This is a genomic window from Candidatus Eisenbacteria bacterium, from assembly GCA_018831195.1.
Classification (GTDB): Bacteria; Eisenbacteria; RBG-16-71-46; order CAIMUX01; family JAHJDP01; genus JAHJDP01.
Window position 1 is genome coordinate 57,028 of record JAHJDP010000004.1, and the last position, 16,885, is coordinate 73,912.

9 protein-coding genes are annotated in these 16,885 nt (G+C 57.8%); 4 read left to right on the forward strand and 5 right to left on the reverse strand.

The window, feature by feature from the left end; all coding sequences use genetic code 11:
• Positions 1 to 39: 39 nt before the first annotated feature.
• Together KJ970_00600 and KJ970_00605 are read left to right on the forward strand one after the other, a co-directional pair.
• Complete coding sequence (locus KJ970_00600) at positions 40 to 2,013, forward strand: DUF2723 domain-containing protein (protein ID MBU2689399.1); 1,974 nt, start codon at positions 40 to 42, stop codon at positions 2,011 to 2,013.
• Positions 2,014 to 3,147: a hypothetical protein gene (locus KJ970_00605; GenBank protein MBU2689400.1), complete on the forward strand. Its 1,134-nt coding sequence runs from the start codon at positions 2,014 to 2,016 to the stop codon at positions 3,145 to 3,147.
• Here KJ970_00605 and KJ970_00610 read toward each other — a convergent pair.
• From KJ970_00610 to KJ970_00620, 3 genes are all read right to left on the reverse strand, one after another.
• Positions 3,134 to 6,502, reverse strand: a complete 3,369-nt coding sequence (locus KJ970_00610; GenBank protein MBU2689401.1) for a hypothetical protein — start codon at positions 6,500 to 6,502, stop codon at positions 3,134 to 3,136. The genes KJ970_00605 and KJ970_00610 overlap by 14 nt on opposite strands.
• Positions 6,503 to 6,618: 116 nt before the next feature.
• The gene (locus tag KJ970_00615) at positions 6,619 to 6,894 is read right to left on the reverse strand and encodes a DNA-directed RNA polymerase subunit omega (GenBank protein MBU2689402.1); all 276 of its coding nucleotides are present in this window, start codon (positions 6,892 to 6,894) and stop codon (positions 6,619 to 6,621) included.
• 105 nt (positions 6,895 to 6,999) lie between these two features.
• Positions 7,000 to 8,445, reverse strand: coding sequence for a DegQ family serine endoprotease (locus KJ970_00620; protein MBU2689403.1), 1,446 nt, complete (start codon positions 8,443 to 8,445; stop codon positions 7,000 to 7,002).
• Between the two features lie 366 nt (positions 8,446 to 8,811).
• Here KJ970_00620 and KJ970_00625 point away from each other — a divergent pair, with 366 nt between their 5' ends.
• Positions 8,812 to 11,169, forward strand: a complete 2,358-nt coding sequence (locus tag KJ970_00625) for a hypothetical protein (protein ID MBU2689404.1) — start codon at positions 8,812 to 8,814, stop codon at positions 11,167 to 11,169.
• Between the two features lie 78 nt (positions 11,170 to 11,247).
• Positions 11,248 to 13,896 (forward strand): fibronectin type III domain-containing protein, encoded by a 2,649-nt coding sequence (locus tag KJ970_00630; GenBank protein ID MBU2689405.1) that lies wholly within the window; start codon positions 11,248 to 11,250, stop codon positions 13,894 to 13,896.
• Between the two features lie 48 nt (positions 13,897 to 13,944).
• Here KJ970_00630 and KJ970_00635 read toward each other — a convergent pair whose 3' ends face one another.
• Together KJ970_00635 and speA are read right to left on the reverse strand one after the other, a co-directional pair.
• Entirely contained in the window at positions 13,945 to 14,823 is an 879-nt protein-coding gene (locus KJ970_00635) for an HDOD domain-containing protein (protein ID MBU2689406.1), read from the reverse strand.
• Positions 14,824 to 14,955: 132 nt separating this feature from the next.
• Entirely contained in the window at positions 14,956 to 16,839 is a 1,884-nt protein-coding gene (gene speA / locus KJ970_00640; GenBank protein MBU2689407.1) for a biosynthetic arginine decarboxylase, read from the reverse strand.
• Positions 16,840 to 16,885 lie beyond the last annotated feature (46 nt).

Sequence of the window (16,885 nt, forward strand, 5' to 3'; positions counted from 1 at the left end):
CTGGTGGAAAACGGCAATGAAAGCTGATCCGATAGGGTTTTGATGCAAGACGATGCCGGTCTCTGGCGGAACCTGACCCGCCCGCTGGGTTCACCCCGATCCGGCGCGACGGGTCCGCCGCGTTCGCCCCTGTGGTTTACTTTTCTATCCGCATCCCTGCCCCTGCTCGGGGTTTACCTTTTCAGTCTGCAAAGGGATTTGGGGACGATCGACAGCGGGGAACTGGCCGCCGTCTGCCACACCCTCGGCATCGCCCACCCCTCCGGTTACCCGCTCTATACACTCTTAGGCAGGCTCGCCGCTCTGATTCCCTGGGGTGAACTTCTGACCCGTTTGCATATCCTCTCTGCTCTCCTTTCGGCCGCAGCGGCCGGTTTTACGGCGCTGGCCTTGCGGGAAACGCTGGATCTCTTGTTTAAACAGGCCCGGTACCAGAAAATTTCCGATCAATGGCTCGCCCGGCTTTCTGTTCTAGGCGCCTGGGTATGGGGCTTGTCTCCCTCTGTCTGGGAGCAAGCGGTTGTGAATGAGGTCTATGGTCTCCATTTCGTCTTTTTATCTCTATCGGTCTATTTGGGATTGATTCTGCTCCGCCCCTCGATACCCGCCGCACAGCGATCGGTCCTGCTGCATTATCCGGAGGCGGACAGCCGCCACCTCGCCTTTCTCGGGTATCTGCTGGGTCTGGGATTCAGTCATCACCTATCGCTGGCCTTTGTCCTGCCATCCCTGGGTCTGGCCGCCGGGTATTATTTGTACAGGCGGCGGGTTCGGCCAACGGCCCGGTTCGATTCGATTCGTTGGAAAATCCTGCTCACCCTGATTATATTTTTCATGTTCGGATTTTCGGTCGATCTGTATCTGCCGTTGCGCGCCGCACAGGAGCCCTTGTTAAACTGGGGGGATCCCTCCTCATGGGCGCGCTGGGTCCGGCATGTCTCGGGATGGCAATACCGAGTCTGGCTGGCTCCCGGATCAGACACGGTCATCACCAATGTTCTGGGCCGGATTCCCGGAATATGGAATGATTTAGGATGGGTTCTTCCGGTCGCTGCTGTTGCCGGGCTTATACTTTCTTGGCGGCGGCGCGCGATGGCGGCGCTTTTCTGGACAATCCTTTTGGCCGTGGGACTGATCTGGGCCGCTTCCTATGATATCAAAGATATCCAGTCCTACTATGCCGCGTCCGATCTCGCCGTCGTGGCATTGGGATTGAGCGGTCTTGCGATCCTGCTCTCGAGAATCCGCCGGCGAAAAGTCATTTTAACATTCGTTATGCTGCCGGTGGCGCCGCTGATTATTTTCGGTGCTTTTTTACGATGGGACCGCTGCGCGGCCGATGGGCCGCCACTGCCCGGTCTCTATGCCCGGGGATTACTGGAGGGGCTGCCCGAGAAGACGCTCCTCTTCAGCCGGCAGTGGGACACGTGCGTCTCGGCGATGCTCTATCTTCAGTTTGTTGAAGAGCTCCGTCCCGATGTCGCGATCGTCGATACGGAGCTGCTGCGCCGCTCCTGGTATTATCCGCAGCTCGACCGGATGTATCCGGGGCTGCTCGATCCGGTCCGCCCTCAACGCGATGAGTTTCTCACGGATCTTGCTTCCTTCGAGGCGGGCCGGCCGTATGATGCTGTCCGCATCGAGACTCGTTATCAGGCGCTGCAGAAGGCCCTGCATCAAGCCTGGGTCCAGCGGCGTCCAACGGCCGTCACGCCCGAGGTGGATGCCCGGATATTCGAGACATCGCTCCCGGTGCCGTATGGGATGGTGATCCTTTTTGATCCGCCGGAAGAGCTGCTTTCCGGCCGCGGCCCCTTGCCGCTGGTTGAACCTTTCTTGGCATTCGGACCCCGGACCGATGACCTGATGGCGCGGCTGATGCGGCATCTCATCAGCAATATGGCCGTCTCACGGGCGCAATTTCTCGAGGAAAGGGAAGCGCCGGGGGCTTCCGTGCTGTTGGAGGAGGCCGGCTGGCTGCGGCGTCGCAGTGAGATGAGTGGGAGGAATTAAGTGAGCTCGTATCAGAAGGTCCATGAGATCCTCACTGATTTTAACATTCATTATCTTTACGGAATTCCAGGCGAAGGGATTTTGGATCTTCTGAACGATCTGGCCGACGGATCCCACCATTTTGTGAGCGCGCGCCAGATGTGGGCGGCCGGCTACATGGCGATGGGCGATGCGTGGATTTCGGGCCGGCCCGCCCTCTGCGCCGCCGGGGATGCTTATGGCGTTGAGTTGATCCGGCCCTTGAGAGAGGCCCGTCGGCATCGCCTCCCCGTCGTCATCCTGGCTTGCGGCGATTGGATCCCTCTTCTGGACCCCGTGATCAAGCAACGCTTCGACACGGCGGAGGGTGGAGATTGGACCGCGTTGCTCGACTCGGCGCTGCAGGCGGCGGCGCGGGAGCCGGCCGCTCCCGTCCTTCTCGCCCTTCCGGGATCGGAGACGGCGCCGGCCTTCAGGCCATCGGAAGATCCGGCTTTTAGAGACGGTCGCCGGCCCGCCGCTGAACGCCGAGAAGAATGGAAGGGGATGAAGGATCAACTCACGCAGGGTCCTGATTTCCCGCCGACGCCGATACCGATTTTTGAAACACTTCAACAAATTCTGACGCCGGATGATCTCATTCTTTGTGACGGCGGTCTCGTCGGCTTATGGGCTGAACGATTCTTGGAGCCGCTGTCCGCCGGCCGGCTCTTCGTGCCGCCGCCCGGCGCCACCCCGGGAGCGGCATCCCCCCTCGCTCTCGGCGCGCGCCTGGCCCATCCTGAGGGGAGGGTCATTGTCATCACCGATGATGCTTCGTATAACACTTCGGTTCTGGAAATCGAGACCATGCGCCGGATGGGCGCCTCCATCGTGACATTGGTTTTCCGCAGCAGTCACTGGGAGTGGGCCCGCGTGCGGCAGGAACAATTGTATAACCGGACAGCCTTTGTTGAATACCGCTGCCCCAATCTCATCCGCCTGACCCAGGTCGCCGGCGGGAAGAGCGTCCGCCTGGAACGGGGGGACAGTCTGAAATCGCATTTGAAGTACGCATTTACATTAAAGGGTCCTGTGACCATTGATTGCCCGGTCGACATGCGCGGCGCGGCGGCATTTATCAAGGACGGCGGCGGCCCGGTCAGCGGATCATGAGCATCCGCCGGCTGATCTCCTTTGGCCTGGTCATCTTCATGAAATAGATCCCCGATGCCGCGGGGCTGCCGTCTTGTGTTATTCCATCCCAGGTTATGATCTGCGGATTTTCAAGCGTCGGGCCGTCATGCAGTATCCGGACCCGTCGTCCCATCGCGTCATAGATGACCAGGGTGGCTTCCGTTCCGACGGGCGCCCGCAGTTGAAGGGTCGTCGATCCGGCGGAGGGGCAGGGCGCGGGTCGTGAGAGCGAGATGGTGAGGGAACGGGAGGGCAGGGCGATCGAACCGAGGGTTAGCTCATATCCGTTTTCCTGAACAAGCGTCAAAGTATACTGCAACGCCTCGCCGGCGGGCGGGTGCGGGTCTGTAAAAGTACAAGTGGAGCAGATCGGCACCGCCGGATCTGTCAGCCGGACGGTCTGGCCGCCGCTTGATGCGGTTCGGTCGATATGCAGACCGTCGCCGCGGATATCACCGGACATATGCCAGGAAAGTTCCACGCGGCCGTGGGCCCACTCTCCGCTGAAATCCCACATGAGGATCGGCACGACATCACACCCCCCGCCGAAGGCGCCGATCGTATCGGGCCAGCCGAAGGGATTGTTGATGGGGAGCGCCGGGCTGCTCGGTGAGAGGCGGAAATCGCCATCATTACTGTCACAGAAGAGGGGATCGGTGATCAGGTTTGAGTCGGCCCAGGAGGGAAAGTATTCAGCAAACCGACCCTCAATCTGGCAGCGATACATAATATTCTCTGAAAAACTGGGACTGGAAGATATTTCATTATCGGGCGCCGGCTTTGGTACGGCAGCCTTTGTCGGGAGATCATCCTCTCTTCCCAGCAAAATATTTACAAAAATGTTCTGTTTCCAGTGGGCCGCCTCGGGCTCATGGGTCCAGATGTGATTGAAACCGGTGGGTGGCGGCGCAAAGGTGTTTCGCTCTACAATATCACCGCGGCCGAATTCCATGCTGATTCGGCCGGGGGAATGGAACAGATTGTTTCGAATGAGTGAGGTCCCGTTTGATCGCAACTCAGTGCCGTAGGCCGCATAGTTTCCGAGAAATTTGTTGTTTTCCACCACCGAGTTAGAGCCCAATACCAGACCGCCGGCGCTGCTGGTGAGATAACAAGGGTCGCCGGGCTGGAGTCCTCGATTCCCCTTGATAAGATTCCCCCGAAGTATGCTTCTTGAAGCGCTGACACCGGCCCCCATGTAGGCTTCATTCGCTTCAATGAGGTTTCCCTCGATAATCGAACCATAAGCGGAGATCCCACCCCCATAGCCATCGACCCACGGGCACCAATCGCCGGGATCAAAACTTTCACCATACGCGTAGTTGTCTCTTATAATATTGCCGATGATACGTGTGCCCTCACCCGTATAGAGCCCGCCACCACGAACCAGGATATCCTCGCCATACCTCAGGAGGGCTTTGTTTGATTCGATGATACAATTGTGAATCAGCGCCGGGGCCATGCAACGGATGCCGCCGCCGTTGATGCTTCTTCCTCCTGTTATTGTGAAGCCATGGATCTCGGCAAACGATCCGCAGGAGTCCTGAATCGTCACGACCCGGCTATTGAGACCTTCAGCGGTGATCGTTGTCATTTCCGGCCCTGTGGTGCTCATAAGACGCACCGCTTTTCCCAGAAAGCTCACCGACTCTTGATAACTCCCCGGATCGACGAATATCGTCGCGCCTTCGCCGGCGGCACTGATGGCGCCTTGAATGGTGGCGTAATCGCCTGGAACGCGCAGCGTATCAAATTCGATAATTGAAAAAGCCGACCTTAATTCCAAAAAGTCATCATTGGGATTTTGGACATAGAGATCGTATTTACCAAGAGGTGATCTCAGAAAGCTCAATAGGATCCGCGCGGAATCAGGTTCCCAAACGATTGTTTGCAGGGGAGCGAGGTACTGGCTGGTCTCTCTATGCTCCAACCATACCTGAAGGCCGCGCAGGAGTGGGAATCCGTCGATTCGAACCCAGAGTGAATCAGTAATCCGGCTGTGATCCGGATCCATCTGCTCCAACTTTCCCGCCGTGATCTCCAAGGCATTCGAGAGAGTTAATGTGTTATCCGGGGGAAAGGAGGCTTCAATATCGTAGTGGCCCACGGGAGCGCCGATCAGTGGTGAGAGAAAGGCCGCCGTTTCGGTGTCGGTTGAAACAAAGGGATGGAAGGGCACCGTAGTCCCCTCGGGTCCCAGACACCGCCACGCAGTGGCGGTATCCAGAGCATATCCGGTGATCATGATCTCTTCGCCCCCCGCGTATGAAATCCGCTGGGGCTCCGAATCGAGAAGAAGCGGAAAATCGCAGATAAGGGGGATGCCTCCAATCTCACCACAATGATTGGGCCAGGGATTATGGTCCGGGCCAAGAGGACTGACGACATGAACCCCTTGGCTGAGATCGGCGGGGTCGCAGACAAGGGGATTGTCTGTGATCTCACAGGATTCATGTCGATCATGGCTTGTGTTCCAAAAGGCGTTGCAAATTCCGTAGACCGGATCATCGAAGTGGGTGATATACGAACCGGCATTATAGAAGAGATTGCCTGTAACATCGGGCTCGCCGAATCCACCGATCTCCACCGGCGCCGTGAAAGAGTTAAACTCCATCGTTAATTCAGTCCAGGTGTCCGCCAACCTCACCGGGGAAGTGAAGAGGTTCCGTGTGAGTGTAATTGAATCGACCCGGCCGGTATTGAGATCCTCCAGTATCTTCCCTGAGGATAGATCTTTTACAAAAAGGCAATGTTCCAGTGTGAGCCGATCGACCTGCCGGGCGACAATGGTGCGGCTTAAATCGCTTTCGGATCTGTTTTTCCTGAATAGGCACCCTTCCATATGTAGAAGTTCAGCGGCATTGCTGAAGATGACCCCATTTCTTCCCGCGCTGCCGCCCGGGACGGCGATGTTTTCTTCAAAGATACAATTGTAGATTCGGAGGCGCCCCCCAAACTGAGATACGGCGCTGCCGCTTGGATCCATGCCTTCCCTCAGCGTGAATCCGGCCAGTGACACGGCCGCGATCGGATCTTGAATCGAAATGACGGGACCCATGCACATTCCATTCAGAATGGTCGTTTCAGGGCCCTCGCGGGATATCAGAAGAACGCCTCCGGGAAGATTCAACCGTTCGAAGTATGTGCCCGCGGCGACGTCGACCGAATCGCCGGAGAGAGCGTTGTGCAGGGCCTCTTGGATCGTTGCGAAATCTTCAGGGACGCGCCGTGTCGCGCCGCTGGCGGCCGGCGGGAGTGTCATGAGGCAGAAAAGGATGAGGCTTGTAGTCTGAAGGATGGTCTTTTGCTTCGAGGGACGGCCGGTGGTTCTCATGGCTCAGCCTCCTTTTGATAGTGCTAGTGTACCATCCCGCCGGGAAAGGAGGCAATATGAAGGCAAAAAAAAGAGCCGCCCCGATTGGAGCGGCTCTGGAAACTCTTTTTAAAGTTTTAAAGCTCCGGATTAAAGAAGGGCAGCTGTTCGCGTGTCTCTTCCTTCTCTTCCTCCTCGTAGGTGAGCCTGGTCAATCCGCTATAAACACGTTCGAGGGCCAATGATGTGACCTTCATCGGCGGCTCTTCGTGCCGGTGATTATAGACCGAGTTGAGCCTTTCCGCCTCTTTCGCGGCCGTCATGACCAATTCATACTTGTTTTGCGGGTCCAACAGGGATTCCTGGTCGATCACATGTTTCGATTTCGAGCGTGGCGCTTCCTGGTCCGACATAGAACCCTCCTCAATCCGGCTTGGAAACAAGGGCAACAATTCAATCCGTCGACAATCTTCAACTTATAGATCGAATCACCGCCGGGAGTCAAGCCTGGCCTCGATCTATTTAGGTAACACCATGGCCAAGAATAGCTTCTGAGGGCCACGCGTCACCCGCAGGACAAACGGTTTGCTGCCATCCAAAGCGTCGAGGGCGTTCTTGAAATCAACCAGTGCTTCGATTTTCTTGTCACCGACCTTTTCAATCACATCGCCGGGACGCAATCCCGCCTCCGCGGCGGAGCCTGTCGGCTCCACCGACTCCACAACGATGCCCTTCACGCTCTCATCGAGGTCCAACTGGGACCGGATGGCCGACGTGAGGGCTTCCAGCCGGAATCCGAGCTTATCCTGCCAATCATTGCTCAATGATGCGGGGATAATTTCCGCCTCCTCATCCTCAAGCTCGCCGAGCACGACATCGATCGTTTTCTTCTCGCCATCCCGTAGAATCGTGACCGCAACCCGTGTGTCGGGTGGGAGGCCGGCGATACGGAAACGAAGATCCTGCATGTTCTCGACCGGCTTGCCGTCGAGAGCGATAATCACATCCCGCTCGCGGATCCCGGCCTTGTCGGCGGGGCCATTCTCATTGACCTGCGAAACGAGGGCGCCCTTCAGTGTGCCAAGCTCCAGCGCTTCCGACATCTCCCGTGTGATTTCTTGGATGTAAACACCGAGTTGTCCGCGGATCACACGGCCATGCGTCAGGATCGAGTCCATGACCTGCCTGGCCATATTGATCGGGATGGCGAAGCCGATGCCCTGATAACCGCCATTCCGGCTGGCAATGGCCGTGTTGATGCCGATGACCTGGCCGTCGAGATTGATCATGGCGCCGCCGCTGTTGCCCGGGTTAATCGCGGCATCGGTTTGTATAAAGTCTTCATAGGATGCGAGCCTTAAATTGGACCGCCCCTTGGCGCTGATGATGCCCGCCGTTACCGTTTGATTAAGTTGGAAGGGGCTTCCCGCCGCTAGAACCCAATCGCCGACCCGCATGACATCGGAGTCCCCGAGATGAGCCACCGGAAGATTGCTGACATTCTCATCGGCGGCGATCCGGATCACGGCAAGATCGGTCTTGGGGTCGCGCCCGACGATCTCAGCCTTGAGTTCCCTGCCGTCGGCCAATAAAACCGTCAGCTCTTCAGCCTCGGCGACGACATGGTTGTTGGTCAGAATGATGCCGTCATCCCTTACGATGACACCTGATCCCAGACCCTGCTGCGGGATTTCCCTTTCCTCGGGTTGTTCATTGGGATTGCCGAAGAAGCGCCAGAAGGGATCCTCGCGGGAGGAAAAGCGGATCACCTTGAAAGAAGTAATCGTGACAACGGCCGGCATGACCTCTTCCGCGGCGCTCGCAAAGGCGTTGCTGAGGGCATGCGCTGTCTCACGATCATTTCCATAACTCGGATCGGCCATCGCGGGGAGTGAAGCATTCGCCAACAAAAGGACGAGCCCCAGAATGCCGAGCCAACCGATAGATTTCCGAAGTGTGCTCATGAGAAAAACCTCCATTTTCAATACATAGTCGCGGGGAGAGATAAAATCCCGTCGAACTTTTCCCGGCATCTTGCCAAGGCACCTTGTCAAAGCACTTTTTCAAGGCCCTCTGCCAGTGCGCCTTGCCAATGCACCTTACAAATACACAGGGCGGAGGGAGAATGTTCCGTTGAGTTTTTTGCCACTCCCGTCAAATTCCCCGAATTGCAGTCTGGCGGATTCTTTACGCTGTTCATTGCAACCTGCAATTCGAAGAGTGCGTAAACGAAGATCGGCCAAAAAAGCGATTGGAACTTCAAGCATATCAACGTACTATAATTAGGAGCGCGGGCCGCGACTTGGAACAGAAGCTGCAATGCTTAATTGATGATGCATCACAGGATTCCAGCACTCATACTCGGTCTCTGCACCTTATTGGGCGCGCTGGCGCCGACGATTGCCCGCGGAGATCCCAGTTATCCCCGGACCGCCCTTTACGTCTTCCGTCTCGATTTGATGACGGAGGCGGAACAGGATACCGCTTCGAGGCATGATCTCATTGTGACGAGTTGGGACTCTCCGCAGAAAATCGCGGAGTTCAGAGGTCGCAACCCCGATCTCCGATTCATCTTCCGCAGCAATCCGATGTACTCGATCGACTACTCGTCGGATCTCGATTATTGGTATCCGGACACCACTTGGTCGCTTCTTCGGCTCGTCGAGTATTACGCCCTCCAAAATGATTGGTATTTGAAGACAACGGCGGGGGATCGCATCCCGGCCTGGGACCAGTGGTTGATGAACTGGACCCCCTATTGTCCCAAGGGAACATATGGGACATCCGTCGGATTAACGTATGCCGAGTGGCTTGCCTCCGTCGCCATGCCGCAGATCATGCGCGATTCCCCCGATTGGGAACCGTGGGGTTGGGGATCGAGCGCCTTTGACGGGATTCACTTTGAGCTCTTGGTCGACTGCATGGGATCGTTGGCGGGGGTTTTTCAAGGGATCGAGGATGCCGATCCCGATGAAGACGGACTTGCCGAGGGTACGAGCCATATGTGCTCGCAAGGGGGTGATCAGGACTCTTTATCAATCCTCATGCGGGAGACAAATAATAAATTCTATGAGGATTTTGTCGAGGCGATGGGTGACGATTTCCCCTTCATTATGAATATGAATACCGAGTTCGCCGGTCCGAGCTGGCGGACTGAAGCCTGGGGAATCAAAGTCGAACGGTGGCTCGATGCAAATCTCCCCTGGCAGGATTGGTGGGATTGGTTCTACGGCTTCCGCGACTATAGTGGAACGGAGTTGTGGGGGCCGGGCTACCAGTATGTGGAGGAGAATTACCGGCAGACGCCGGATGATCGAACCGGATGGGATCTTTCAATGCTCGAGGTTTACATGTCCCCCTCCTGGTCGTTCGAGCAGAAAGAGAAGTGGATACGTTATGGCATGGGGACGGCCCTGCTCGGGGATGGGTATTTTTACCATACGTATGATACCGACGAGGACCCGGCATGGCATGATTTGTACAACCTGGATCTCGGGCTGCCGGTGGAAGATTACATAGGGGAGCTATCCAATCAAACGAGCACGCTGCGGGATACTGTTTATACGCGGCGTTTCACAAAAGGCCTGGTTATGGTCAATCCACAATCCGAGCCGGTTGACGGGATCGCGGCACAAGACGCCTACATGGGTCTTTGGTACACCTTGGCCGATCTCGAGGTGGAAAATGTAGAAGTCGGGACGACCGAACTGGCCTTCACGGTGCCCGATGGCGCCTTCAATCAGGTCGATGGATTCGAGCTTCGTGTGGCGAACTTCCCTCTCACCGCTGAAAATTGGGATGATGCGGCGATGGCGCCCGGATCGCCTTTCGACGGCAATCCCGGAGAGAGATTGCATATCATTCTCTCGAATCTTTCCGCGGAGATGACCTATTACGCCGCTATCCGGAATATCCTTCACGACCGCCAGGACCCTTCGCTCTCCAATGTCGTCAGCTGGCAGGGTGTACCCTCAGATGAGGATGACACCCCTCCAGGCGCGCCCGGCGGGTTCATGTCGCCGGGGCAGGGAGCGAACTGGGTCACCCTGCGCTGGACCGCCCCCGGGGACGATGGCATGGAGGGGCAGGCGCAGGAATACGAGATTCGGTATCTTGTGGGACGGACCATCGTAACCCAGTTTGATTGGAATATCGGCATTCCCGTCTATGAAGGGATCCCGGTTCCCGGGGTTCCGGGCACCGAGCAAAACTGTCTGGTTGAGGGATTGCAGCCCGAAACGGCCTATGGTTTTGCTGTGCGGGCCTATGACGAAGAACGGAATGAAGGGCTCCTCACCCTGCCCCTGCTCGTCTCCACCCGGTCTTCCGGACCGCCGCCCGACATCACCGCGCCGAGCGCCATTCATGATCTGGCGGCGACCGATTCTTCACAAGCTTGGATCAATCTGCAATGGACCGCCCCCGGCGATGACGGCATGATCGGCCGGGCGCAGTTTTACCGGCTGCGGATTGTTGAGAATGGGGTTCTCGAGTCGGAGGTCGATTGGGCCTATGCCACTCCGATTGAGGACAATCTACCGGTGCCGGCTTTGGCCGGAGAGCTCGAGTTTTATTGTCTAACTGATCTGGCCCCCGGAACCACATACGGCGTGGCGGTGCGGGCGGTCGATGATGCCGGCCTGATGGGCGCCCTTTCCTCACCCCTGGCGGCGCATACACTCCCTTAGCCGGTCCCGCCCGATACACTAAGACCCGAGATCATCATCGATCTTCAGGTTACGGATCGCGGTGAAGACTGGCTGGATTTGGCATGGACCGCGCCGGCCGATCCGCCCGAGAGTGATACGGTTCAGAATTATTACCTGGCCTACCGGCCCGGTGATCCCCTGGTGACGGAAATCGATTGGATCACTTCGAATGTCATATCCAATGGTCTCCCGGAACCATCGGCGCCCGGGTCACCCGAACAATACCGTTTGACCGGCCTTGATCCGGGTATTTTCTATGGCATTTCGCTGCGGACCGATGACGCCGCGGGGAATCTTTCACATTTGAGCCCGCCCTTCGCCGACAGCACGATGGCCGAGCCGCCGCCGCCCCCGCCGCCGGACACCCTGCCGCCCTATCCGATTGATGATCTGGCCGTACTGTATAGGGACACGACCTCGGTCATCCTCGAATGGACGGTTCCGCAAGATCAGGGCGGCTCGTCGCTGGCTTCTTATGAGATCCGTCTTTCCGTTTCCAGCGATCCCATCGATGAAACGACCTGGCCGTCGGCCACGCCCTATCCCAGTTCGCCCCTTCCACATGAACCGGCGACGCAGCAGACCATTTCTTGGAAGGGACTGGAACCGGGGACAAGCTATGCGGCGGCCGTCAAAACCCGGGACATGCAAGGAAATCTGTCGGAACTTTCGAATCCACTGGTTTTCGAAACCGATACGCTCTACATACCGCCGGAAGTCGATGAAACGCCCCCAAGCCGGGTTGATGATTTTCGTGTCGTGTCGGTCCTGACGGATGGTTTCCGCCTTCTTTGGACGATGACCGGGGATGATGGGATGGAGGGCTTGGCCGATTCGATGGCTGTTGCGTTGACAGCCGGTGATACACCCATCGAGGACGAAGCGGCTTGGATGGGCGCGGCCAAGCTCCAAGATCTGCCCTCGATTGAGCCGCCGGGGACGGAAATGCAATTCGATCTCAGCGGACTGGAGCCGGAAAGCGCCTATGCCCTCGCGATCCGTGTTTTCGATGAGGCGGGAAATGTCTCGCCGATGTCACCACCGCTGGTCCACCGGACATTGGCGTTGCCCGATACAATGGATCCCGAACCGATCATCGATCTCACCCTGGCGGCGGTCGGGACCACATTTGTACAACTCGAATGGACCGCCCCCGGCGACCCCGATGGGGAGCTTCAGCGCTATATTCTCGGCTGGAAATTCGGAGATTGGGAGCCGAGTCTCAGAGCATGGGAACTGGCCGCCAAAGACTCGACTTCGTTGCCCGCGCCTTCCCCGCCGGGCTCTCTGGAAACGGTTCGCCTTGAGGGCCTGCTGCCCGATACAACCTATTCCTTTCAGATCCGATGCCGGGATGCGGCCGATCATCTCTCCGAGGAGGGGACTGTTTTAACAATCGAGACCTTGCCGTTGGAGGATCCGCCCGATCCGCCGGATGATCCCCCGCCGCCGTGGCCGATCACCGATCTTTCCCTCGCCGATGTGGGACTGGATTGGATGATTCTCACCTGGTCGGCGCCGCCCGATTCAGGGGATCTCATCATTTCCTACGTCCTCGGTATTTATCCGGGATCGCCGATTGAAGATGAAGCCGGCTGGGAGAGCGCCCTGCATCTGACAGAGGGTCTGCCGCCCCCGGCGCCTGAGGGCGCGGTTCAATCGGTTCGGATCGATGATATCTCGCTCAAGAATGGGTCCGGTGTCGCTCTGCGCGCGCTTTTCAACGAGGACAGCCTGACGGCGCTCGCGAATCCCCTGTGGATCGATCCGCAGACACAACCGCCGGAAGATCCGGAACCACCCGCGGCCGTGGATGACTTGCACATTTTAAGCATAGGGCCGGAAGAGCTCGTTCTGGAATGGACCGCGCCCCACCCTGGATTGCATGGGGGGGATGTGATCTCCTATGAACTCGGGATATCTCCCGAAATGATCACCGAGGAATCATGGGATTTGGTGGAAAAAATCGAGGACCCACCGCTGCCGGCGGCGCCGGGAACGATGCAAGATTGGTGGGTCGGCGATCTGACCGAGGGAACATTATACATTTTCGCCCTGAAAAGCCGGTCGGAAGATTTGCTCTGGTCGCCTCTCTCGAACCTACTCACGCTGACGACTCCCCAGATCGACGCCGTGCCGCCGCTGCCTCCATCCACACTGAATGTGCAATGGCTCGAAGAGGACCTGCTGCTGTTGGAATGGCCGCCGGTCAACGATCCCTACCTTACCGGGTATCATGTGTACCAGCGTCTGGGCGCCGGGGAATTCATGCGGGTGACCGTTGAGCCGGTTTCGGCGCCCCGTCTGGAATTGACCGCACCGACGGCGGATGCGCCGGTCCTGTACGCTGTGACTTCGGTTAATCGTTGGGGATTGGAAAGCGCTCTATCAGAGGAAACGATGCTTTATACCGATGCCTTCCGCCTGATGTGTCCCAGGCCTCACCCGGCGCGGGCGTCGGCGCGGTTCCAATTGTCCCTGCCGCCGGCTCCTGGAGGTAATGTTCAACTTCAGGCGGCCGTCTACACGCTCTCAGGCAGACGGCTCTTTATGCTCTGGAACGGCCCTGTCCGGGCGGGCCGGGAGATTGAACTGATCTGGGATGGTCTCTCTGAATCGGGCCGTCCCGTGACGCCGGGGTTCTATCTTCTTAGAGTTCGAGCGGGGAATGACGTTCGGGGAATGAAGTTTCTGCTGATCGAGTAATTCCACAAGCCGGTGATCGCGCTGTTGCGCCATCATAACTGTTGCGGGCTATGTCACGCGCAACAGATCCATAACCTTCTCCAATTCCTTCTCCACAAGGCCGATGGCCGGGATGCCCGCCGCGGGAGACATGTCGAGTTCCCGCCAAAACTCTTCAGGCGGATCACCGATGGGTGGGAACTGGGGGATATAGGGGACAACCTGTGCGGTCAGCGTGTCGGCGACATAGAGCAGAGTCGTCAGCTTCCGGTGGGTCGTTGCCGCATGGGGTTGGTGATGGTACTGCACGGCGTTCGAGAGGATCTTGGGAAGTTTCCATTGCTGAATCAGCCAGGCTCCGGCGTCGGCGTGTGTGAATCCTAGATGTCTGAATTCACTGGGACCCGAGCCCTCTTCTGAATCTTCATGATCGCCGAGGATCTCTGCGACCCTTTCGGGAATGACCTGATCGAGAATAATCCATCCGACATTGTGCAATAGACCCGTGACGAAGGCGGTTTCAGGTTTGGCCGCTCGCGTTTGACGGGCCAGATGACGAGCGAGAATCCCCGTTCCGACGCTGTGGCGCCAGACGAGATCGACATCAAAATTTGTCAAATAGGGTTTCCGGAGCAACAGGCCTGTTTGCACAACAAGGGCGATGGAGAGGTTTTTTAATTCGCTGAGACCGGCATAGATAATCGCATCCCGCACATTCACCAGCTTCCGGCGCAGCCCGAAACTGACGGAATTGACAATCCGCAGAAGATTGACGGTCAGGGAGGGGTCGCTCTCAACGATTTGGGTCAGATGATCGACCGTTGTTTCCGGCCGGTCGATGACCTCCCAGAGCCGGGCGATAGCATGGGGAACGGGGGAGAGGTAATCTCTCTCCCCCAACGCGTTCTGGACACGCGCCAGGGCATTGTTTTCTATGATTTCAGTCACGATGGAATCCTCTGGTCCGCCCCCCGATGTTGATCTATCGGCAGGGGAAGTGGAATCGTTGAGGGGTGGATGAGGTTCCACCGGGACCGGGCATGGCTCGAGGGGGGATGGAAGGGCGGGCTCATTTCCTTCTCACAAATCGAGATAGGGCGGCCTGCGACGAAGTTCCATGAATTCCGAGATCCACCGGGAGGCATTTTTGTCGCCCGCTGCGCCCGTCTTCCCGGCCTCCTCGAGCCGCTTTTGGAATCTTTCCCGGATCTCTTCGGGATCCCAGCCGGCGACACCGGCGATCCAATCGATCGGATCGGCGGGTTTGACGGGATCGATTTGAAAGCGCCCGGAGGACTCTGCCCTCACGAGGATTTCGGCCGGTTTGCCGAAGAGGTTGTGGACATTTCCCAGGACATCCTGATAGGCGCCCAGCAGGGCGATGGCCAGGATATAAGGCTCTCCGGAATCGGTCGGGTGAAGCTCCAATCCTTCTTTAACATTCTTAGGAGCGACGAAGTGATCCATCTTGCCGTCACTATCACAGGTCATGTCGAGGAGGATCCCGATCTCCACAGGGGTCTCATCAAGGCGGTGGATCGGAAGGACGGGGTAGAGTTGCCCGATCGCCCAGGCGTCGGGTGCTGAGCGGAAGACACTGAAGTTGGCGATATAGCCCCGGCGAAAAACCCGCTGTAATTGGGAGAACTCGCCCGTCACCTCACCCGCGTCACGGGCATAGGCGAGAGCCTTCCGGCAGACATCCCGAAAAACCGACTCGGCGCGGGCGCGGGCCTTGAGGCTGAGATAACCGAGATCAAAGAGAGATTGCAATTCCTCCCGCTCCTGCAAAGCGTCGTGATAATACTCCCTGTAATTTTTGGGATTGATAACGCGGAGGGTTTCCTCCAGTTCGGCCATGAGGGGATGTTCTTCCGCGCCGGTCTCGGGGGGTGGAGTGGGTGCGGCTTCCCGGGCATGTACATTGAAAAGGAGCAGCGCGTGGTAGGCGGTCATCGCCCGGCCGCTCTCTGAAATCAAAGCCGGATAGGGAACCTTTTCGTGATCGCAAACCTCACGTGTGTTGTAGACGACGTCGTTGGCGTATTCTTCAAGGGAGTAATTAACACTCGAATCGGCCGAGCTTCCCGATCCATCGTAATCGACACCGAGGCCGCCGCCGACATTAAGAAGGGTGACCGGAAAACCCATTTTCCGGACTTTTGTATAAACGCGGGCCGCTTCCTTCACCGCCTTCTTAATCTTGCGGATATCGGGTATCTGGCTGCCGATATGAAAGTGGAGCATCCGAAGACGCTCCGTCATTCCCATGTCGCGGATCAGATCAAGGGCGTAGACGAGATCGGGTGTGGTGAGCCCGAATTTGCCTGCATCGCCGCCGGTCGACTCCCACTTGCCGCTGCCGCGGCTGTAAAGCCGTCCGCGGAGGCCCAATTCCAGAAGTCCGCGATCGTCACCGAGGGCGTTTAAGATTTCCAGTTCCCGGATCTGTTCCACCACGATCGCAACACGCAGCCCGGCGCGGGCGGCCAGAACAGCCATCCGGAGATACGAGGCGTCTTTAAAACCATTGCAAACAACCAGTGTGCCCGGCGGGAGGTCCATCCCCAGAACCAGATGAAGCTCCCCTTTGCTTCCCGACTCGATCCCGAGACCCAAATCACGGCCTGATTTCAAGATCTGCTCGACGACGACGCGTTGCGGACTGACTTTAAGCGGGTAGACCGGTTGGTACGGGGCGTCATATGCAAACTTTGTTTTTGCCGCGTCAAAAGCTCTGTGCAGCCGTTGAACCTCTGTCTCCAAAATCTGTGGAAAGCGGACGAGGAAAGGCGGGTTTATCTTGCGGCCGCGGGCTTCTTGTACAATCTCCCACAGATCGATCTCCGGCCCGCCGGGGACCGGCTGGACAGCAAGGTGGCCGGTCCGGGTTATGCTGAAATATCCGTGGCCCCAGTTTTCGACTCCGTACAGCTCGAGCGCACGGCGGATGGCCGATTCCAACCGCTACCTCCCTGATCGTTCTGCGGGCTCCGCCGCCGGTCCGAAA